This window comes from Acidimicrobiales bacterium (assembly GCA_016794585.1).
GTDB lineage: Bacteria > Actinomycetota > Acidimicrobiia > Acidimicrobiales > DATDAH01 > JAEUJM01.
Window position 1 is genome coordinate 12,668 of sequence record JAEUJM010000035.1, and the last position, 20,383, is coordinate 33,050.

Annotated in this window: 21 protein-coding genes; 8 read left to right on the forward strand and 13 right to left on the reverse strand. The window is 71.2% G+C overall.

Features of this window, described 5'->3' with window-relative positions; all coding sequences use genetic code 11:
• Nucleotides 1–304: 304 nt before the first annotated feature.
• The 3 genes from JNK12_18135 to JNK12_18145 are packed head-to-tail and all read left to right on the forward strand — an operon-like array spanning nt 305 to nt 6,067.
• A complete protein-coding gene (locus JNK12_18135) occupies nt 305–3,223 on the forward strand; it encodes a hypothetical protein (GenBank protein MBL8777863.1) in 2,919 nt (972 codons plus the stop codon).
• A 55-nt stretch (nt 3,224–3,278) separates the two neighbouring features.
• The gene (locus JNK12_18140) at nt 3,279–5,738 is read left to right on the forward strand and encodes a PAS domain S-box protein (GenBank protein MBL8777864.1); all 2,460 of its coding nucleotides are present in this window, start codon (nt 3,279–3,281) and stop codon (nt 5,736–5,738) included.
• A complete protein-coding gene (locus JNK12_18145; GenBank protein MBL8777865.1) occupies nt 5,735–6,067 on the forward strand; it encodes an STAS domain-containing protein in 333 nt (110 codons plus the stop codon). The genes JNK12_18140 and JNK12_18145 overlap by 4 nt, the downstream gene beginning before the upstream one ends.
• Before the next feature lie 10 nt (nt 6,068–6,077).
• Here the strand turns inward: JNK12_18145 and JNK12_18150 are convergent, their stop codons facing one another.
• Entirely contained in the window at nt 6,078–6,692 is a 615-nt protein-coding gene (locus JNK12_18150; GenBank protein ID MBL8777866.1) for an acyltransferase, read from the reverse strand.
• Between the two features lie 13 nt (nt 6,693–6,705).
• A complete protein-coding gene (locus tag JNK12_18155; protein ID MBL8777867.1) occupies nt 6,706–8,145 on the reverse strand; it encodes a hypothetical protein in 1,440 nt (479 codons plus the stop codon).
• Between the two features lie 59 nt (nt 8,146–8,204).
• On the opposite strand from JNK12_18155, the gene JNK12_18160 reads away from it, so the two are divergent.
• The gene (locus JNK12_18160; GenBank protein MBL8777868.1) at nt 8,205–9,392 is read left to right on the forward strand and encodes a cytochrome P450; all 1,188 of its coding nucleotides are present in this window, start codon (nt 8,205–8,207) and stop codon (nt 9,390–9,392) included.
• Nucleotides 9,393–9,403: 11 nt separating this feature from the next.
• On the opposite strand, the gene JNK12_18165 is transcribed toward JNK12_18160, so the two are convergent.
• On the reverse strand, nt 9,404–9,676 hold the full coding sequence (locus tag JNK12_18165) for a helix-turn-helix transcriptional regulator (protein MBL8777869.1): 273 nt from the start codon (nt 9,674–9,676) through the stop codon (nt 9,404–9,406).
• Between the two features lie 42 nt (nt 9,677–9,718).
• Here JNK12_18165 and JNK12_18170 point away from each other — a divergent pair, with 42 nt between their 5' ends.
• Together JNK12_18170 and JNK12_18175 are read left to right on the forward strand one after the other, a co-directional pair.
• Nucleotides 9,719–10,006 (forward strand): helix-turn-helix domain-containing protein, encoded by a 288-nt coding sequence (locus JNK12_18170; protein ID MBL8777870.1) that lies wholly within the window; start codon nt 9,719–9,721, stop codon nt 10,004–10,006.
• A 62-nt stretch (nt 10,007–10,068) separates the two neighbouring features.
• Nucleotides 10,069–10,482, forward strand: a complete 414-nt coding sequence (locus JNK12_18175) for a hypothetical protein (GenBank protein MBL8777871.1) — start codon at nt 10,069–10,071, stop codon at nt 10,480–10,482.
• On the opposite strand, the gene JNK12_18180 is transcribed toward JNK12_18175, so the two are convergent.
• Both JNK12_18180 and JNK12_18185 read right to left on the reverse strand, forming a co-directional pair.
• Nucleotides 10,461–11,339 (reverse strand): hypothetical protein, encoded by an 879-nt coding sequence (locus JNK12_18180; GenBank protein ID MBL8777872.1) that lies wholly within the window; start codon nt 11,337–11,339, stop codon nt 10,461–10,463. The genes JNK12_18175 and JNK12_18180 overlap by 22 nt on opposite strands.
• Before the next feature lie 9 nt (nt 11,340–11,348).
• Nucleotides 11,349–11,693, reverse strand: coding sequence for a Rieske (2Fe-2S) protein (locus JNK12_18185; GenBank protein MBL8777873.1), 345 nt, complete (start codon nt 11,691–11,693; stop codon nt 11,349–11,351).
• Nucleotides 11,694–11,744: 51 nt separating this feature from the next.
• On the opposite strand from JNK12_18185, the gene JNK12_18190 reads away from it, so the two are divergent.
• The gene (locus JNK12_18190; GenBank protein ID MBL8777874.1) at nt 11,745–12,710 is read left to right on the forward strand and encodes a TauD/TfdA family dioxygenase; all 966 of its coding nucleotides are present in this window, start codon (nt 11,745–11,747) and stop codon (nt 12,708–12,710) included.
• A 21-nt stretch (nt 12,711–12,731) separates the two neighbouring features.
• Nucleotides 12,732–13,304: a thioredoxin family protein gene (locus tag JNK12_18195; GenBank protein ID MBL8777875.1), complete on the forward strand. Its 573-nt coding sequence runs from the start codon at nt 12,732–12,734 to the stop codon at nt 13,302–13,304.
• Between the two features lie 34 nt (nt 13,305–13,338).
• On the opposite strand, the gene JNK12_18200 is transcribed toward JNK12_18195, so the two are convergent.
• The 8 genes from JNK12_18200 to JNK12_18235 form a co-directional block, all read right to left on the reverse strand.
• Nucleotides 13,339–14,148 (reverse strand): alpha/beta fold hydrolase, encoded by an 810-nt coding sequence (locus JNK12_18200; GenBank protein ID MBL8777876.1) that lies wholly within the window; start codon nt 14,146–14,148, stop codon nt 13,339–13,341.
• A gap of 4 nt (nt 14,149–14,152) precedes the next feature.
• Nucleotides 14,153–14,782, reverse strand: coding sequence for an MBL fold metallo-hydrolase (locus JNK12_18205; GenBank protein ID MBL8777877.1), 630 nt, complete (start codon nt 14,780–14,782; stop codon nt 14,153–14,155).
• A gap of 85 nt (nt 14,783–14,867) precedes the next feature.
• Nucleotides 14,868–15,950 (reverse strand): S-(hydroxymethyl)mycothiol dehydrogenase, encoded by a 1,083-nt coding sequence (locus tag JNK12_18210; GenBank protein MBL8777878.1) that lies wholly within the window; start codon nt 15,948–15,950, stop codon nt 14,868–14,870.
• A gap of 118 nt (nt 15,951–16,068) precedes the next feature.
• Complete coding sequence (locus tag JNK12_18215) at nt 16,069–16,968, reverse strand: crotonase/enoyl-CoA hydratase family protein (protein ID MBL8777879.1); 900 nt, start codon at nt 16,966–16,968, stop codon at nt 16,069–16,071.
• A 40-nt stretch (nt 16,969–17,008) separates the two neighbouring features.
• A complete protein-coding gene (locus tag JNK12_18220; GenBank protein ID MBL8777880.1) occupies nt 17,009–17,905 on the reverse strand; it encodes an ABC transporter permease in 897 nt (298 codons plus the stop codon).
• 9 nt (nt 17,906–17,914) lie between these two features.
• Nucleotides 17,915–18,592, reverse strand: coding sequence for a cell division ATP-binding protein FtsE (gene ftsE, locus JNK12_18225; protein MBL8777881.1), 678 nt, complete (start codon nt 18,590–18,592; stop codon nt 17,915–17,917).
• A 57-nt stretch (nt 18,593–18,649) separates the two neighbouring features.
• The gene (gene prfB, locus JNK12_18230; GenBank protein ID MBL8777882.1) at nt 18,650–19,762 is read right to left on the reverse strand and encodes a peptide chain release factor 2; all 1,113 of its coding nucleotides are present in this window, start codon (nt 19,760–19,762) and stop codon (nt 18,650–18,652) included.
• A gap of 165 nt (nt 19,763–19,927) precedes the next feature.
• The coding region (locus JNK12_18235) for an SEC-C domain-containing protein (GenBank protein ID MBL8777883.1) at nt 19,928–20,383 on the reverse strand (456 nt) is incomplete at its 5' end.

Sequence of the window (20,383 nt, forward strand, 5' to 3'; positions counted from 1 at the left end):
TGCACCGTGCGCACCTCGAACCCTCGCAGGTTCGAGGTGTCGTCGTTTTCGACCGACGTCACGAGCACAGAGACCGTGGGTATCTGGCGGGACCTTGGCCTCTGGCGGTGGCGGCCGCCGCGCAGGACGCTGGAGTCCGGTCGGCAGGTCCGCTGCCCTCCTCGGGCCCGGATGTGACTCGCCGACCGAGGAGGCGTTCGCCATGCGCACTCGCCCTGCGGCAAGTACGTCCCGATTCCGTGGAGGCGTCGGGTTCTCGAGGTTCCTTCGGATCGCAATCGCCGCCGCCCTCGTCTGCTCGCTGGTGAGCTGCTCCAGCGACGACAGCAGCGATTCGGGCACCAGCGCCACGGCCCACACCGAGGACCTCGCGACGCTCACGGGCCTCCTCCCGGCCGATACCCGTGGGGTCTTCTCCGTCGACCTCGCTTCGTTGCGCTCGGGTGAATCGTCCGACGAGGTCGCGGCACTGTTGGACGGTGACGGCGGCCAACCGGTCCTCGTCGAGGAGCCCCTCGCGGAGATCGGCGTGCTCACGGAGTCCTTGGACGTCACCGACGCGGCGTCGAGCGCACTGCTCGTGCAGACCACGCGCGCCGCCGACGGGTACGTCCTCTTGGCCAAGGTGGACGGCGAGACCCTCGACCAGGTCGTCAACGGCTCGCAGCCGGAGGCGGCGGGGACCCACGGGCCGGAGTCACGTGCGCTCTACGTGGACGGCGGCGGCCACCACCTCGCGCTCCTCCCTGACGGGGTGTTGGTGGTCGGCAAGCGCGGCGCCGTCACCTCGGTGGTGGACGTCTCCGACGCAGAAGACCCAGCGAGGACCAGCCCGATCGGCCCGTACCTCGACGCGCTCGACGGCGACGCCGACCTGGGCTTCGTCTACGGCCTGCCTGCGCTCCTCGACGACGAGGTGACCCCCGACCGCTCCCTCCGCGGTGCCGCCGTGATGAGCGGCGACCTCGACGTCGTGGACGGAGAGCTCGAAGGGTCCATCGCCTTCCACACGTCGAACGCGTCCGAGTTCGTCGAGACCTACAACCGCCTCAACCGGTACGCCATCGAGGGCGACGAGCCGCAGGAGACACCGTTGACCGTCGCCGAGCCCGTCGCCGACGGCCTTCCGCAGGTCGTGGTGACCCTCCCGCCCAGCCCCATCGACGGCTCGCCGGCCGAGACCGTCGCCGTGTGCAACGTCGCCAAGAAGCTCCTCGTCGGCATGGAGGCCCACGACTACGCCGAGGACGTCTCGAGCACCGGCAACCCCGCCTGGATCGACCTCATCATCAAGAGCGAGGCGGACGAGGACACCCCGCCGGTGCCGGGCGCGGTGTTCTTCCGTTGGGCGTTCCGGGACCGCGCCGCCATGGCGGCCTTCGAGGCGAACGAGCTGCCGCCCGGGTTCACCCTCGCCCCGACCCAGTTCCTCGAGTCCGACGACCCCGAGGGCGAGTACTTCATCGCCCTCATGCTGTACGTCGCCGGCGGCGGCTCGATCGTGGACGGGGCCCGGGCGGAGTGGGACGTGTTCGTCAGCCCGCCCGAAGGTGCCGATCCCGATGCGCCGGACCGTCCGCGCTACATGATCATCCAGGCCCAGTCCGAGAACGTGTCGTTCGACCCGGCCACGCTGCTGTCCGAGGCCAGTCCCGTCTCGTACGAGCTCGTCGACGACGAGGTGGTCTCGAGCGTGCAGGAACAGGAGGGAGACCGAACGGTCCCCGTGTTCGAGTCGTCGTTCCCGCGGCCCGACCCCGACGAAGCCGAGGAGGTGCGCTGGACGACGGAGATGGCCATGGCCAACGACTACATGCACTGGCCCAACGGCGTGTATGACCACATCGTCTACAACGCCACGACGTACAACTGGGAGGGCTACTTCGTCGACACCTCGCAGACCACGATCGACGACGACTCCCGCTGGGCGCAGTACCTGCAACCCGAGCTGATGGACGCGACGTACTACGTGAACACGTTGGAGTACGTCGCCTCGCCGCTTGCCAACCTCGACTCCCCCTTCCTCGACGTCACCCCCGAGGAACGGGCCGACCTGCTCGCCTTCAAGGACAACGGGCACCAACGGGGCATCATGCGCGGAAGGGTCGAGGAGCTGTTCCTCGGCACGGGTGACGCGTACGTCGGCCTCGACGTCCCCAACCAGACACCGTCGACCTACTACAGCTTCGCCATCACCGACCCCGAGGCGATGGAGGCGGCGCTCGACCTCCCCGATGGGCAGCGACTCGCCCCCACCCCCCTCTTCGAGGACGACGAGGAGGCCTACCACCTCACCCTGTCGGTCCATGAAGCCGCGGACGCCGTCGAAGGGACGAGGGCGGAATGGAGCGTGTACGTCGACGACGGCTACGGCCGCCCGCGCCAGCAGGTCGTCGATCTGATGACCGAGGACGTGGGCGTCGACCCCGTCAGCATCATCAACCTGCCGAGCGACGTCCGCCACGGGCTCGACGACGGCGTGCTGAGCACCCATCTGACGTCTCCCACGATCTCCTTCGACGCCAGCTTCGAGACGTCCGGCGCCTCCGACGAGGCGCTGAGCCTGGACTGGATCGAGTCGGGGGACGACATCTGCTACTCGAACGGGGTCTGCGACAAGTTCTACTACGACGCCGAGACGCTGGACGTCCCGGTCCACCAGCCGCAGGAGGTCACGGTCGAGGAGCTGTCGACGCCGTGGGACGAGTTCCTCGACGCGGCATCCCCCACCGTCTTCTACCGAGACAACACCCAGGGGTACGCGGTCAAGCGGTGGCACAACCTCGAGGTCGAGGTCACCGTCCCTGAGATCGGCGGGCTGGAGGGCGCCACCCACACCATCAGCGGGACGGGCTCACTGGTCGGGCGCGAGAGCCAGGTCGCGGACTCGCGGTACACCTACACCGGCGACGCCGTCGTCGACGACGACCGGGTGCGCTTCACGCTCGACCAGCAGGTCGACAACGCCCTCGGCGTCTCCCACATCTACACGTCGGGCAGCTTCGACCTGAGCACCGGCCGGGGCACGCAGACCGTCGTCGACTGCCAAGGTGCCGCCCTGATGTGCACCGACGTCGTGGCCGGCTCGGAGGCGCCCTACACCGCCCAGGGCCTCGACGACTCGGACCCGGACGCCATCACCTGGCGGGTGGACGTCGTGGTCGACCTGACGAACTTCGGGAAGGCCGACAGCTCGTCCACGTTCACCGCCGCCGCCCGTTGACCTCGAGCGACCTTGGTCACCGGCCCGGCGCCGCCATCGCCGTAGCATCGCGGTCATGTCGAGGGGGCAGGACCGAGCGGTCGATCCCCCGCTCACCGAGAGGCCGACGAGCTCGACCACCGAGTGGTTCGAGAAGGTGTTCGAGCACGCCCCCACCGGGATCGCCATCACCGACTGGGACGGTCGCCTCCAGCGGTGCAACGCCGCCTACAGCCGCCTCGTCGGCTACGCCGAGCAGGAGCTGCGGTCGGTGGACTTCGCCGACCTGGTGCATCCCGACGACCGGGCGGAGAACGTGGCTGCCCTCGCCCGGCTCCAAGCCGGCGAGATCCCCTTCATCGAGATCGAGAACCGCTATCTCCGGCCGGACGGGTCGTCCGTCTGGGTGCACAAGTACGTGAGCGTCCTGGCCGACGGGCCCGACGGCGGGAGGGACCACCTGCTCGCCCTCGTCACCGACGTCACCGAACGACGGCATCTCGACGAGTTGCGCCACGAGCGCGACGAGCAGTTCGCGGCCATGTTCGAGTACGCACCCGTCGGCGTCGCGCACGTCGACCTCGAGGGCCGCTTCGTGCGGGTGAACCCGGCCTTCGCCACCATCACCGGGCGTCGAGTCGAGGAGCTCGAGGGAGTGGCGTTCAAGGACATCACCCACCTCGACGACGTGGCCATCGACCTCGAGCACGGCTGGCGACTGTTCAACGGCGAGATACCCAGGTTCTCGTACCGCAAGCGCTATCTGCGCAAGGACGGCAGCCCCGTCTGGGTCAGCCTCACCGGCTCGATGGTCCGCGACGAAGCGGGAGAGGCGCTCTACGGCGTCGCCGTCATCGAGGACATCAGCGCCGACCTCGAGCGCGAGACGACGGAGCGCCGGGCCCGGGAACTGGCCGAGCTCACTGCCGACATCGTCTCGTGCCTGGAGGGCGCCGAGGACGAGCAGGCCCAGGCCCGAGCCGTCACCGAGCTGCTCGTGCCGGGCTTCGCCGACTTCGCCACCGTCGAGGCGCCGCACGCCGGGGACCCGCTGCTGGCGGCGACGCACCGCGATCCAGAGCTCCTGTCGGCCCTGGTCGAGCTTCGCTCCCGCTACCGGCTCGATTCCACCGATCCGAGCTCGGTCGCTCGCGCCGTCGACGGTCAGCACCAGGTCGGGTCCACCCCCAAGCCGGTGCGAGACCGCTTCCCCCTCGAAGACGAGGCCCGCAGACTGCTCGACCGCCTCGACCCGCACTCGTACCTGACCGTCGGCCTGGACCTCGGCAAGGACCGTCGGGGCGTGATCCTCGCGGCCCGGAGCCGACCCGAGCGCGACCCGTTCGACGATCAGGACCTCGACTTCCTCGAACGACTGGCGGAACGGGCCGGCGTGCTCATGGCCGGGGCGCGGGTACGTCTCGCCGAGCACGACATCGCGGCGCGGCTCCAACACGCGCTCCTGCCCGACCACCTCGCCTCCGCCGACGGGATCGAGGTCGCCGGTCGCTACTACGCCATCGGCGAGGCGCTCGACGTGGGCGGCGACTGGTACGACAGCATCGCCTTGGCCGACGGCAGGGTGCTGCTGGTCGTCGGCGACGTCGTGGGCCACGGCCTCGGCGCCGCGGCGATCATGGGGCGGCTCCGTGCAGGTCTCGCCGCGCTGGCGGCACGGACCAGCTCACCCGGCCAGCTGCTCGACGAGCTCGATCGGTTCGCCCGCAGTCCCCAGGGGGGCGACTTCGCCACGGTGGCCGCCGCCGCGCTCGACCCGATCACCGGCTCCGTCACCTACGCGTCGGCGGGCCACCCGCCGCTGCTGGTGATCGGACCGTGGGGAGACACCGAGTGGCTCGAGGACGCCGGCTCGGTCCCACTGTGCAGCTTCGCCGTGGAGGGACGGCCCGAGGCCTCCGCCACCCTGTCGCCCGGCAGCTGGCTGGTCGCGTTCTCGGACGGCCTCCTCGAGCGTCGAGGCGAGCCCATCGACGTGGGCTTGCGACGGGTCGCGGAGGTGGCACCGGGTCTCCGCCACGGCACGGCCCAGGACCTCTGCGACGGCCTCATCGCCGCGCTCACCGCGGACTCCGTGCCCGAGGACGACGTCGTGGTGCTCGCGGTCCGGTTCCAGCCCCGGGTGGACGGCGGGTTCCGGCGGCGCCTGGCACCAGCACCGTCACAGCTCGCACCGCTGCGGGCCGACCTGCGTCGCTGGGTCGAGGCGCAGCACCTCCCGGCGAACGTCGAGGGCGACCTCCAACTCGTCGTGGGTGAGGCGTGCGCCAACGCCGTCGAGCACGCCTACCACGGGCAGCCGGGGGGCACCATCGAGGTCACGGTCGACCTCACGGGCGATCACCTCGCGGTCGTGGTGCGCGACCACGGGCACTGGCGCACGCCCGGCCACAGCGAAGGCCGCGGGCGCGGCACGGGCATCATGCAGTCGCTCACGACCTCGTTCGATCGTGTGACCGACGAGGACGGAACCATCGTCACCGCGGTCGTGCCCGTCGCCCCCGAGGAGGCGCCGTGACCCCCTCGCTGGCCACCGTGGACATCGTCCACACATCCGCCGGGGGGACCCTCGCGGTGGTCCGGGGCGAGCTCGACATGTCCAACGCCGCCGACGTGGATCGGCGCCTGCGCGGCCACCTGCCCGCCGACGGCGGGACCACCGTCGTCGATCTCGCCGACGTGACCTACCTCGACAGCAGTGGGCTGCGCCTCCTCGCCGACCTCGCCCAGGATCCTTCCCTCACGCTGGTCGTCGTGGCGCCCGCCGGGGGCATGGCCCGTCAGGCCATCGCGGCGAGTCGCCTCGACCAGCACCTCGACGTGCGCGATCGGACGCCCGAGCCCTGACCGACCGTGGTCAGACGAGGCTGCGGATGACCTTGGCGGGGACGCCGCCGACGATGCTGAAGTCGGGAACGTCACCGCGCACCACCGCGCCGGCCGCCACCACGACGCTCTTGCCGATCCTCGACCCGGGGAGGATGACGGCGCCGTGTCCGATCCAGGTGCCGTCTCCGATGCTGACGGGATCGTGCGGACCGAGCTGGCGACCGAAGGGCACGGTGAGGTCCGAGAAGCCGTGGTTGGCGTCCGTGACGTAGATCTCCTGGCCGAACCAGACGTCGTCGCCGATGGTGATCGACTCGTGGGCCACGATCCCGCAGCGGAGGCCGATGACGCAGCGGTCGCCGATCACGAGCGCCCGGGGCGGGACCGTGGTCTGGTCGGGGCCGTATCCCGTGGCCAAGGTGGTCCAACCCGAGATGAGGGTGTCGCGCCCGATGTGCATCTGGGCCTCGCCGTACAGCGTCGACCAGGGGAAGCCCAGGATGCTCCCCTCGCCGAACGAGCCGAACCGTTCGACGGCCCGGCTCCCGGGCCCGATCGCACCCTGGCGCTGCATCCACGACCAGCCTCGGTGGACCAGTCGGTTGGCGATGCGGTAGCGCTGCTGCTTCAGGGACCGGGCCATGGCGGGGGGCAGGTTAGGCGTCCGGCGTCACCGGGCAGTGACGGGGCCAGGGGCGGGTCGCTTCGTAGCGGGCGGCAACCGCCAGCAGGAGGTCCTCCCGGAACCGCGGCGCCACCACCTGGAGTCCCACGGGCAGCCCCTCGGCGGTCGTCCCCGCGGGCAGGCTCATGGCCGGAACGTTGGCGAGGTTGGCGAGCATCCCGTGGATGACGGCCATGCCGCCGTGGCCCTCGACCCCTGCCACCTCGGTGGGCATCGGGCCTTCGGCCGCGAAGGGCGGCCCCGCCGACATGGGCGACAGCACCAGGTCGACGTCGCCGAAGACCTCGGCCATCTCCACCACGAGGCGTCGTCGCCGCTCCTCGACCTTCGCCAGCTTGGGCAGGGTCACCGCAGGGGTCTTGCGCCACCCGGGGGCGACCTGCGGGTCGAGATCGTCCAGGTGGTGCTGCCAGAGGTCCGGGTCCACCCCGACGAACTGGTCGACCCCCTCGATGCGCCCGTACAGGACGATGTAGTCCTCCAGGGTGATCGGCCGGTCCACGACCGCGGCGCCGATCGCGGTCACCAGGGACCGGGCGGCCTCCTCGCACAGGGAGGCGATCTCGGGGTCCACCGTGGCGAAGCCGAAGTCGACGGACCACGTGACCCGCAGGCCCGAGACGTCCAGCGCGTCGACCGCGGTGAGGTAGCTGCCCGAAGGCGGCGGGAGGGAGGTGCGGTCCCGAGGGTCCGGGCCGGCGAGGACATCGAGGAGCGCGGCGGTGTCGCGCACGGTCGTGGCCAGCGACCCCACCACCGCGTTCTGTGCGAGATGGGTCACGCCGAAGGTGGGGATCCGACCGTAGGTGGGCTTCAGGCCGGGCAGGCCGGTGTAGCTGGCCGGGGTGCGGATGGACCCACCGCCGTCGCTGGCGGTGCAGAACGGCACCATGCCGGCGGACACCGCCGAGGCCGAGCCGCCGCTCGACCCTCCCGGCGTGCGGGTCGGGTCCCACGGGTTGCGAGTGACCCCCAGCAACGGACTGGCGGTGTAGGCGAAGGTGCCGAACTCGGGGCTGGCGGTCTTGCCGATCGGCACGGCGCCGGCCGACCGCAGCCGGCCCACGTGGATGCAGTCCCGCCCGGCCGGACCACGACCGGCGTACCAATGCGAGCCTTTGGTGGTGGGCATGCCGGCGCAGTCCTCGAGGTCCTTCACGCCGAAGGGCACGCCGGCCAGCGGGCCCAGCTCGTCGGACCGGCCGGCCGCGACGAGGTCGTCCACGGCCCGCGCCCGCACCAGCGCACCCTCCGGGTCGAGGTGCACGAACGCGTTGAGCTCGCCGTCGCGGTCGTCCACCGCGGTCAGGCACGCAGTCATGAGCTCGGAGGCGCTGAGGTCCCCGCGACGGATGGCCGCCGCGGCGTCGAGGACGGTCGGCAGCTCGGACGCGATCGTGGACTCCCCCATGACGCTCATCATCGCCCAGCCGGCCACGCCCGCCGCGCCGCCTGCGAAGCTGTCCGGCGATGACGGAGCCCAGCGACTTCGACCCCGGCGATCTCGAAGCGGCCGCCGACCCCTACGCCACGCTCGCTGCGCTCCGGGCCGAGGCACCGGTTCGACTGCTGCGGAGCGGTTTCGTGGCCGTCACCGGCCATCAGGAGGCGCTCGACGCGCTCCGCCACCCCGCCTGCGGGACGGCCCCCATCGCAGCCCGCTACCTCGACGGGCTCCCCGAAGGGGCGGCCCGAGATGAGATGAGCCACCGCATCAACTTCCTCGACCCCCCGGACCACCCGCGTGTGCGGGGCCTCGTCAGCAAGGCCTTCACGCCGCGCCGGGTCGCCGCGCTCGGACCGTGGATGGGACAGGCCGCCGAGGCGTTGCTCGACGGCCTCGTCGGGACGGGACCGTTCGACCTCCTCACCCGGTTCGCCCACCAGTTGCCCTCGCTCGTCATCTCCGAGCTGCTCGGGGTCCCTCCGGACGACCGGGAGGAGCTCACCCATCTGAGCGACGCCACCGCCCCGTTGCTCGGCGTCCGTGTGGACGACGCCGACCGCACCTCGGCCATCGCCGCCGCTGAGCGGATGCACGCCTACCTCGGCGCGCTCCTCGACGAGCGCAGCCGTCACCCGGGGGACGACCTCCTCTCGGCCCTCCTTGCCGCCGAGGAGGACGGCGAGCGTCTCGACCGAGTCGAGCTCCTCTCGCTTGCCGCCACCCTGTACTCCGCGGGGCACCGAACCACCCGGGACCTCTTCACCAACGGCATGTCGGCGCTACTCACCGAGCCCGACCGTTGGGCCGCCGTCGTGGACGGTGCCTGGGCGCCTGACGCGGTGGTCTCGGAGTTCCTGCGCTTCGAGACCCCCACGTTGTTCGTGGCGCGCATCCCCTACGAGCCCATCGAGCTCGGAGGGGTGGTGGTCGACGCCTTCGCTCCTCTGCTGGTCTATCTGGCGGCCGCCAATCGGGATCCCGCCACGTATGAGGAGCCCGACGCCTTCCAACCCGATCGCGCCGGACCGGCACCTCTGTCGTTCGCGTTCGGCGCCCACTACTGCCTCGGTGCCTCACTCGCGAAGGCCGAGGCCGAGATCATGCTGCGCGCCCTCGCCACCCGCTGCCCGGATCTCCACCTCGCGGGCGACCTGCACTGGCACCAGCGGGGCCCGTTCCGCGGCCTCGACGCCCTTCCGGTCGAAGCCTGAAGGTCGGTCCGTCAGGGCTCGAGCTCGACCTCGGTGCGCGCCACCAGCTCCGCGGCCGGGACACCGAGCGCCCGGGCCAGGCGGACCACGGTCTCGAGGGAGGCCCCGTTGCGACCCCGCTCGAGGATGGAGACGAACGTGCGGTGCCGCCCGCAGGCGAAGCCGAGTGCCTCCTGGCTCATCCCCCGTTCGAGCCGCACGCTGCGCAAGGCGCGGCCGAACGCGGCGTCGAGGGCCCGCTTGTCGAGCGCCGCGTCGTCGTGCTCGGGAGGCGGGACCGGCATGGTCCAGACCCTGGCCCGTTGCAGCAAATACCTCTACAGCATATGTTCTACATCGTGGTGCAGGATCAGATCGCACACGATCAGCGAGTCGGCGAGGCCCCGGTGTGGCTCGGGACGACGGCCGCGGCCCGTCACCTGGGCATCACGCCGCGCACGCTGTACCGACTGATCGACCACGGGCAGGTCCCTGCCTACGCGCTGGGGCGGGTCTATCGACTCCGCGTCGCCGACCTCGACCGGTACCTCGACACGGTGCGCGTGGTTCCCGGCACGCTCGGGCACCTCTATCGAGATCGTTCCCACGACGAGCGCGTCACACCCCCGGCGTAGGGTCGCTCCGCCGGTCGCACCTTCCCCCACCATCCGCACGATCGCACCCTGGGGGACGCGCCATGCCCGACCACACACCAGACTCCCGCCACGACCATCTCTCCGCCCGCCTCGATGCCCTCGAGGCCAGCATCGTCGACCTGCGGTCCCGGCTGGACCGGCTGCGCCGCCAGCTCGGCGACGAGGTGCACACCCGTCGGCTCGTCATCGCCGAGGCAGACGGATTCGCGCGTGTGGTGCTCAGCGGCGACGCGACCTTCGGGTCCATCACCGTGCGCGCCCGAAGCGTCGGCTCGGGAACCGTGGCGGTCGACGTCTTCGCCGCCGACGCCCGCGGCGGCGACCCCGCTCACGTCGGGGTGGCCCTCATCGACGCCGGGGACGTCGTGGCCGCGGTCGACGCGCTCGCCGGTCGGCCCGCGGTCGTGTGGACCCAGGCACAGCCCCCCGGCCCTCAGCCGCCGGAGTCCCGGTAGCGGGAGAGGTCCGGGGTGAGCAGGCCGGCGTCGATGAGGGCCCGGCTGAAGGGTCGGGCCAGGGAGCGGACCCGGTCGCAGCCTTCCTCACCGAGCACCTCGTACGCCGGCACGGCGCGGGCGTCGGTGGTGTCCTCCACCCACTGGCGGTGGGCCCGTCCGGCGTCCGTCAGCGCCGGCGCGTCACCCGTCCGATCGAGCCAACCACGGGCCTCGAGGGACGCCTCCGCGTCCGTCCAGTCGGCGGCGGGCCAGGCCCGGGTGAGCTGGAGCGCGGCGGCGGGGACCTCGCCTGACGCAGCGTGCAGGACCAGCGCCTCGGGTGCCGAGACCCCTTCCGCCACCAGCGCGGCCAGATGCCCGTCGCCGCGGAACTCGCGCAACAGGGTCTCGGCCCACCACACCACGAGGTGGGACTCGTCGGGCCAGTCGACGGCGGCGTGGGCGGCGAACAGCGGTCGGCCCTCGGGGTGCCCGGCGGCGGCGTCGGCCGCGCGACGGAGGAGCGCACCCAGCTCGCCCATCTCGGCCGAGGCGCAGGCCTCGTCGCCGAGACCGCGCCGCAGGGCGGCGTCGGCGGCGGCCATCCGGGCGTCGAGGATGCGCCCGGGGGCGGCCAGCCCCCAGGCCCGCGGGATCACCGGTCGCACCAGCCCGGGCCAGAAGTTGAAGAAGGTGGCGATCACCACCTCCGCCGACACGGGACCGAGCGCAGCCGCTCGGGAGGCGAAGTAGCCCATCCTGCCGGGCTCCAGTCCCGCCGCCTCGTACTCCTCATCTGCCTCGGGCACGAAGTAGATGAAGGCGTGCAGCGGCTCGACCGTGCGCCAGGTCTTGCGGGCGACGAGGGGGTCCATCGCCGGAGCCTAGGGAGCAGGCTCGATCCACGCCTCGATACGCCCACCGTTCTCCCGGCACTCGAACACCGCGATGTCCGCCTTGGCGTCGCGCCGGCCCTTGACGTTGAGCTTGGTGCCTCGACCGTCCGGGTCGAAGCGCCAGAAGTGGGCCGTGCACACGATCTCGTCGCCGTCCACCACGCCTTCGGCGCCGAGATGGGACCACTCGTGCGGGCAACGCGCCTCCATCACGCAGGGCTCGCCGCCGGCGGTGCGCCACACCACGAGGTCCTGCTCGCCCACCGCGGCGTCGACCACCTGGCCCGGGGCCACCGCCCCGGCGTCGACCAGCTCGACCCACTCACGCTCCACCGCGCCGAGCCTAGGGTGGCGAGCAGATCGTCGGAGCCACGAGGAGGCGCCGTGTTCCGCTCGTACGTCGACCAGACCCTGGGCTACTTCGACCGCCCCCGCATCGGGCTGCCCGACGGCCCCATCGACGACCCCGCCGCCTGGCGGTCGTCCGACCTCACCGAGTCCGACTGGTCGCGGCCGCTCTCCCCCGCCGAGGCGGAGGAGTTCTCGATCTTGGGGCGGGGGCTCGTGACACGGGGCGCCGAACTCGGGGCCCTGACCCGCGACGACATCGAGGCACCCGCCCTCATCGCGCTCGCCGACCGCTGCCGGCTCGAGCTCGACGCCGGGCTCGGCGTGGTGCTGCTGCGGGGCGCGCCGGTCGCCGAGATGGGGGTGGACGCATGCGAGGCCGCGTTCTGGGCACTCGGCCTGCTGTTGGGATGGCCTGGGGCCCAGAACGGCGCGGGAGACCTGCTCGGCCACGTGACCGACTACCACGATCCGGCGGGCACTCCCCTGGCTCGCGAGTACCGATCGACCGTCGACATCGACTTCCACTGCGACGCCGCCGACGTCGTCGGACTGCTCTGCCTCTCCACCTCCTCCGAGGGTGGCGAGTCCCGCATCGTCTCCTCGGTGGCGGTGTTCAACGAGCTCCTCGCGACCGAGCCCGACCTGGCTGCACGCCTCTGCGAGGAAGCCGAGCTGGACACCCGCAGCGACGGCGAAGGCTTCCCGCACGTGCCGGTCGTGCCCGTGTGCTTCGACGGCGAGCGGGTGCGCACCTTCATGCACCTGCCCTACTTCCGCTCGGCCGCCCGCCACCCCGACGTCGTGGTGGACGACCGCCTGGCGGCGGCCCTCGACGCGTGGGAGGCCATCGCCGACCGCCCCGAGTGGCACCTCGACATGGCCCTTGCGCCCGGCGACCTCCAGCTGTGCTCGAACCACACCATCGCCCACGCCCGTCGCGGCTACGTCGACGACCCCGCGTCCCCCCGCCACCTCCTCCGCCTCTGGGTCACCCTCTGACCCTCTCGGTAGCCTCGGGGCATGGCCGTCGCCTCGGAGATGTTGCCCCTCGGAACCGTCGCCCCGGACTTCGCCTTGCCCGACCCCGCCGGCGTGGTGCACACGCTCGACGGGATCGCCGGCGGCGCGCCGGGAGTGCTGGTGGCGTTCCTGTGCAACCACTGCCCCTACGTGAAGCACGTGGCCCCGAAGCTGGCCCAGCTGGCCACCGGGTGGCAGGAGCGGGGCCTCGCGGTGGTGGCCGTCTCCAGCAACGACGTCGAGAACTACCCCGAGGACGCCCCCGAGCACATGGCCACCGAGATCGTCGAGCGGGGCTACACCTTCCCCTACCTCTACGACGAGTCCCAGGCCGTGGCCCGGGCGTACCACGCCGCCTGCACACCGGACTTCTTCCTCTTCGACGGAGAGCGGCGCCTGGTCTACCGGGGACAGTTCGACGACAGCCGCCCGAAGAACGACCTACCGGTCACGGGCGCCGACCTCGACGCCGCGGTCGACGCCCTCCTGTCCGGCCGCCCGCTCGACGGCCTCGACCAGTGGCCCAGCCTCGGCTGCGGCATCAAGTGGAAGCCAGGCACCGAGCCCACCTGACCCCGCACCCGCCCACTTCGCCCGTTCTGGACGCTCAGGCGGGCAGTGTGGCGACGAATGAGACCACCCGCTCGGGCCAGGAGAGCACGGCCCGGAGGTCGTCTGCCACCACCAGCTCGGACCGGGGCAGCAGCTGGTCGAGGCGCTCGGCGGTCGCCACCGGGTGGGACGGGTCCCCGGTCCAGGCGAGGATCAGCGCCGGCACGTCGACGGCCGCCACCGCATCCTCCGGCGGGAGGTCCGACGCCGCCGCGCCCCGCAGGATCGATGGCAGGGTGGCCTCGTCGAGGGCGAGCGCCCGACGGCGGGCGGTGTCGCCCCAATCGAGGCCGAGGTTGGCAAAGAGCATCGGGGGCGGCGCCTGGGCCGACACCTCGGCGAAGGCGGCGAGGCCCTCCTGCTCGATCAGGTCGGCGCCGGCCTCGTACAGCGCACGCTGCTCGGGCCGGCCGGCCCACGCCGTGGGCGGGATGACCAGGACGAGCGCCTCCACCCGCTCCGGCGCCAGCACGGCGGCGTGGAGCGCGGTGGCGCAGCCCATCGAGGCGCCGGCCGCGACGTAGGTGTCGATGCCGAGCGCGTCGGCCAGGGCGAGCTGGTCGCGGGCGAGCTCGTCCCAGCGGTAGGCGGTCGGGTCGGCCGGTCCCGGCGAGGCGCCGTGGCCGCGCGCGTCGTAGCGGACCCGGCGTACGTCGTCCACGGGGAACGGCCAGGTGCCGAGCAGCCCGGCGGCGTCCTCCTCGGCCCGGGTGGCGGTGAGCCCGTGCCCCCAGAGGAAGCCCCGGCCGGCCCCGACCTCCTCGTAGCCGAGCGACCCGCCCCGCACGTCGAGCGTGGGGCTCACCGCCTCACCCGTGCTGTGCGATCCACTCGTCGAGGTGGGGCGACTCGTGGCCGATGGTGGTGTCGTCGCCGTGTCCGGTGTAGACGACGGTGCTGGCCGGCAGGCGGAAGAGCTTGGTGCGGATGCTCTCGATGATGGTGTCGAAACTCGAGAACGACCGCCCGGTGGCGCCGGGACCGCCGTGGAAGAGGGTGTCACCCGAGAAGAGCAGTCCGCTCGCGGCGTCGTGCAGGCAGCACCCGCCCGGCGAGTGGCCCGGCGTGTGCAGCACCCACAGCGACTCCCCCGCCACCGTGATCTCCTGGCCGTCCGTCAGTTCACCGTCGGGGGCGCGATCCGGGTAGATCGCGTCCCACAGCATGCGGTCCTCGGGGTGCAGGAGGATCGGCGCGTCCACGGCGTCGGCCAGCGCCACCGCGGCGTTGATGTGGTCGTTGTGGCCATGGGTGCACACGATGGCGACCACCTTGCGGCCCCCGACCGCATCGACGATCGGCTGGTGCTCGTGGGCGGCGTCGACGATGAGCACCTCGTCTTCGTTGCCGGCCAGCCAGATGTTGTTGTCGACGTCGAAGTCCTCGCCGTCGATGGAGAACGTCCCGCTGGTGATCACCCGGTCGACGTGCAGGCTCATGCTCCCCGCTCCAGTTCGCTTCGCTCATCGTTCGTTCGGCCACGGAGGCGGCGGGCCGCTCGGGCCACGCCCTCCTTCGTCGGGCTCACAGGACCACCACCGAGCGCAGCACCTCGCCGCGCTCCATCTTGTGGAAGGCCTCCTCGACGGCGTCGAGCGAGATCGTCTCGCTCACGAACTTGCCCAGGTCGATGCGCCCCTGGAGGTGGAAGTCGATGAGCATCGGAAAGTCGCGCGAGGGCAGGCAGTCGCCGTACCAGCTCGACTTCAGGGCGCCGCCGCGACCGAAGATCTCGATCATCGGTAGCTCGAAGGTCATCTCGGGATTGGGCACGCCCACCAACACGACGCGTCCGGCGAGGTCCCGGGCGTAGAAGGCCTGCTCGAGCGACTCGGGACGGCCCACCGCCTCGATGGCGACGTCGACGCCGAACCCGTCGGTGAGTGCCTTCACGGCCTCGACCGCGTCCTCCTTCGAGGCGTTCACGGTATGGGTGGCGCCGAACCCCTTGGCCCACTCCAGCTTGCGGTCGTCGAGGTCGACGGCGATGACCTTGCTCGCGCCCGCGAGGGCGGCGCCGTTGATCGCCGCGTTGCCCACGCCGCCGCAGCCCCACACGGCCACGGTCTCGCCGCGACGGACGTCGCCGGTGTTGATGGCGGCCCCGAAGCCCGCCATGACCCCGCAGCCGATCAGGCCGGCGGCCTCGGGTGCCGCCGCAGGATCGACCTTCACGGCCTGGCCGGCGTGCACGAGGGTCTTCTCGGCGAAGGCCCCGATGCCCAGCGCCGGGCTGAGCTCGACCCCGTCGAGCGTCATCTTCTGGGTGGCGTTGCCGCTGTCGAAGCAGTACCAGGGCTTGCCCTTGGCGCAGGATCGGCAGGTCCCGCACGGCGCCCGCCAGGCGAGGACGACGTAGTCCCCGGGAGCGACGTTGGTGACCCCGTCACCGACAGACTCGACGACACCCGCGGCCTCGTGGCCGAGAAGGAACGGGAACTCGTCGTTGATGGACCCCTCCCGATAGTGCAGGTCCGTGTGACACACGCCGCACGCCTGCACGGCGACGACGGCCTCACCCGGTCCCGGGTCGGGCACCACGATGCGCTCGACGGAGACGGGCTCGCCCTTGGCCTTGGCGACGACCGCGTTCACTTCCTGGGGCACTTCGGACCTCCTCGACAGACGACCTCGCCGAGGTTACGTGCCGCAGCGGAGCCGAGCCGCACCACCGACGAACCGGGTGCCGGAGGGGCCCCGACGAAGGAGGGACAGGGCGAGGGGCTCACTCGTAGGCGGGCTCGCTCCACCAGGGGTAGAACTCGGGCAGGTCGGCGCTGACCCGACCCGGGAACCGGGGCGGACGCTTCTCGAGGAACGACGTGACCCCCTCGGCGGCGTCCGCGGTGCGACCCATCGCGTTGATGGCCCGGGAGTCGATCTTGTGGGCCTCCATGGGGTGCTCGGCGCCGAGCATGCGCCACATCATCTGGCGGGTGAGGGCCACCGACAGGGCGGACGTGTTCTCGGCGATCTCGAGGGCCAAGGCCCGGGCCGCAGGAACGACCTCCTCCACGGGGTGCAGACTGCGCACCAGGCGGCCCTCGAGCGCCTCGGCCGCCGGGAAGACCCGGCCCGAGTAGCACCACTCCAGGGCCTGGCTGATGCCCACCAGGCGAGGCAGGAACCAGCTCGACGCCGCCTCCGGCACGATCCCGCGACGGGCGAAGACGAAACCCATCTTCGCGTCGTCGGCCGCGAGGCGGACGTCCATGGCCAGCGTCATGGTGATGCCGATGCCGACGGCCGGGCCGTTGATGGCGGCGATCACCGGCTTGGTGCACTGGAAGATGCGCAGGGTCAGGCGACCGCCCTCGTCCCGGTGGGCGGCCACGTCCCGGGGCGCCTTGGGCCCGCCGGACGCACCCGCGGCATGGGCGGCGTCGTCGAAGGTCTTGGCCCCCATCGAGAGATCGGCACCGGCGCAGAAGGCGCGACCTCGTCCCGTCACGATCACCGCCCGCACGTCGTCGTCGGCGTCGGCCCGGTCGAACGCATCGAGCAGCTCGCGGAACATCGTCGGTGTGAACGCGTTCATCTTGTCGGGCCGGTCCAACGTGATGGTCAGGACCGGGCCCTCGACCTCGTAGTCGATCTGCTCGTAGGGGCGCGCTTCGTCGGCCATGGCACCTTCCTACAGGACGCGCCGTGGGCGGCGGGGCGAATCAGACGTCGAGGAAGCGGGTGACGGCCACGAACGAGCCGATCACGCCCACGAGGCACCCCACCACGAGCAGCAGGATGGCGACCCCGACCTGCTCGCTCGAATGCACCGCGAACCCCTGGAAGAGGTTGATGGTCTCGGTGTCGGTGAGCTTCGACTCGATGAAGTTGATGATGAGGACGACCGCAGGGATGGCGAACAACGCGCCCACCAACCCTTGCACCAGGCCCTCGATCATGAACGGGATGCGGATGAACCAGTTGGTCGCGCCGACGAGCTTCATGACCTCGATCTCGCGCCGTCGGGCGAACATGGCCATCCGGATGGCGTTGAGGATGAGCAGGACGGCCGCTCCGAGCAGGACGAGGGCGCCGGAGAACAGACCGAGGCTGAGCAGGCGCGAGAAGTCCTGGAGCGTGCGGATGGCCTCCGCGGCGAAGACGACCTGTTTCACCCCTGGTTTCGACTCGAACTCCGATCCGAGGGCGCGGATGACGTCGACGTCCTTGTCCGTAGGCTCGACGCGGTAGGACGGCGGCAGGATCTCGGGGGTGACGCTCTGGACCATCTCGGGAGAGTCGGCGAAGAGCTCGGTGAACTCTTCGTACGCCTCCTGCTGGTCGATGAAGTCGACCGAGTCCACCTGGGGGCTCTCATCGAGTGCCTCCTGGACGGCCGCGAGCTGGTCCTCGGTGGCCGTGGGCTGCATGAAGATGATGAACTCCACGCCGCCCTGCCACCGCTGGGTGGCGTTCTGCACGCCCTGTCGGGTGAGGAAGGCCACCCCAACCAGAGCGAGCGAAACGAACACGGTGATGATGGACGCGAGCGTGAGGGTGATGTTGCGGCGGAGGTTGGACCCCACCTCACGAGCGACGTAGTCGACCTTGATAGCCATCGTCTCGCCTCAGGAGTAGACGCCGCGCGCCTGGTCGCGGACGATGTTGCCGTGGTCGAGTTCGATCACCCGGCGCCGCATCGTGTCGACGATGCCGGCGTCGTGGGTGCACATGACCACGGTGGTGCCCGTGCGGTTGATGCGATCGAGCAGGCGCATGATGCCGACCGACGTGGACGGGTCGAGGTTGCCGGTGGGCTCGTCGGCCAGCAGGATCAGCGGCCGGTTGACGAAGGCCCGGGCGATGGACACCCGCTGCTGCTCGCCGCCGGAGAGCTCGTTGGGCATGTTCTTGGCCTTGTGGGCCAGGCCCACCAGCTCGAGGATGGCCGGCACCTGGGTCTTGACGACGTGCTTGGGCCGCCCGATCACCTCGAGGGCGAAGGCCACGTTCTCGGCGACCGTCTTGTTGGGCAGCAGCTTGAAGTCCTGGAAGACGCACCCGATGTTGCGGCGCAGGTACGGCACCTTCCAGTGGCTGAGCTTCCCGATGTCCTTGCCGGCCACGAAGATGCGGCCCCGATCGGGCTGCTCTTCGTGGTTGAGGAGGCGGATGAAGGTCGACTTGCCCGAGCCCGAGGGCCCGACCAGGAAGACGAATTCGCCCTTCTGGATGTCGGCGTTGGCGTCACGCAGGGCGACGACGTCGTTCTTGTAGACCTTGGTGACGTTCTCGAGCTTGATCATGTGAGGTGGGGTGTCGGCGGAGCCGCCCGCGACGCAGGCGAGGGTACCAGTGCACCCCTACGAACTCGCGGCATCCGCGCGGCGCCACCGCAGGTAGGCCTCCATGAACGGGGTGAGGTCACCGTCGAAGACCCCTTCGACGTTGCCGCTCTCGAAGTTGGTGCGGTGATCCTTGACCCGCTGCTCGGGGTGGACGAAGTAGGAGCGGATCTGGCTCCCCCACTCGACCTTCTGGGTCTCGCCGGCGATGGCGGCCAGCTCCGCGGCGCGCTCCTGGCGGGCGAGGTCGGCCAGCTTGGCGGCGAGGATGGACATGGCGCGGTCCTTGTTCTGGTGCTGGCTGCGCTCGTTCTGGCAGGACGTGACGATGCCGGTCGGCAGGTGGGTGATGCGCACCGCCGAGTCGGTCACGTTGACGTGCTGTCCGCCGGCGCCCGACGAGCGGTAGGTGTCGATGCGCAGGTCCTTCTCGTCGATCTCGACCGCGTCGGCCTCCTCCTCGACGAAGGGCACGACCATCACCGAGGCGAAGGCGGTGTGGCGGCGGGCCTGGCTGTCGAAGGGCGAGATGCGGATGATGCGGTGCACGCCCCGCTCGCTCTCGAGGAGGCCGTAGGCGTGGCGGCCCTTGACGATGAACGTGGCGGTCGTGATGCCGGCCTCCTGGCCGGCGGAGACCTCGTCCAGCTCGACTGAGAAACCCCGCTTCTCCGCCCAGCGCAGGTACATGCGCAGCAGCATCTCGGCCCAGTCCTGCGAGTCGGTCCCGCCCGCTCCCGAGTGCACCTCGACCACGGCGTCGCCCTCGTCGTGGTCCCCGGTGAACAGCGCCCGGAGCTCGAGCTCGTCGAGCGTGGCCGACAGCGCGGCCACCCCGTCGTCGATCTCCGGCTCGAGCGAGTCGTCCCCCTCGTCCCGAGCCAGCTCGGCAAGCGTCTCCACGTCCTCGAGGCTGCCGACCAGCCCGTCATAGCGCTCGAGGTCGTCGATCACCGAAGAGAGCTCCCCCGTGACCGCCTTCGCCCGCTCCGCGTCATCCCACAAGTCGGGGCGCGAAGCCTCGGTCTCGAGCTGCGGGCGCCGGGCGCGCAACTCCTCGATCTTGAGATAGCCCCGCGCATTTTCCAACCGTGAGCGGAGAGCGGTTAAGTCCTCAGAAAAGTCCTTCAAACCCTTGGCGTCCTGTCTGGGGTGTTTGGCATGAGCGCTAGCACTCGGGGGGTGACGGTGGGACGGCTTCGGGCCACGCGCAGCGAGGGACGAGCGAGCATGGCCCGAAACGGAACCCACCGGCAGGACCCGCCGAGTGCGGGAGGTGGAGGGGCAACCGGGGCCTCAGGCAGCTCCGTGGCAGAGCTTGAACTTCTTGCCCGACCCACATGGGCATGGTGCATTGCGGGGGGTCTTGTCCCAGTCGGACTTGACGATCGGCGCCTGCACCACCTCTTCCTCGGGAATCGGGGGCGCCTCCGGACCGGCGCCGCCCTCGGCGGCGGCCTGGGCCCGGGCGGCGGCGGCCATGCCCGAAGCACCCTGGACCGGGTCCTCCGGCGCCGAGTACTGCACGTCGCGCACGGCGGGCGCCTCCTCCTCGGGCTGCGCCACCACCTGCACGTGCATGATGTACTTCACGAACTCCTGGGCGATGATCCCCATCATCTGGCCGAACATCTCGAAGCCCTCGCGCTGCCACTCGACCAGCGGGTCCTTCTGGCCCATGGCCCGCAGGTTGATGCCGCCCTGGAGGTAGTCCATCTCGTAGAGGTGCTCGCGCCAGCGCTGGTCGATGAT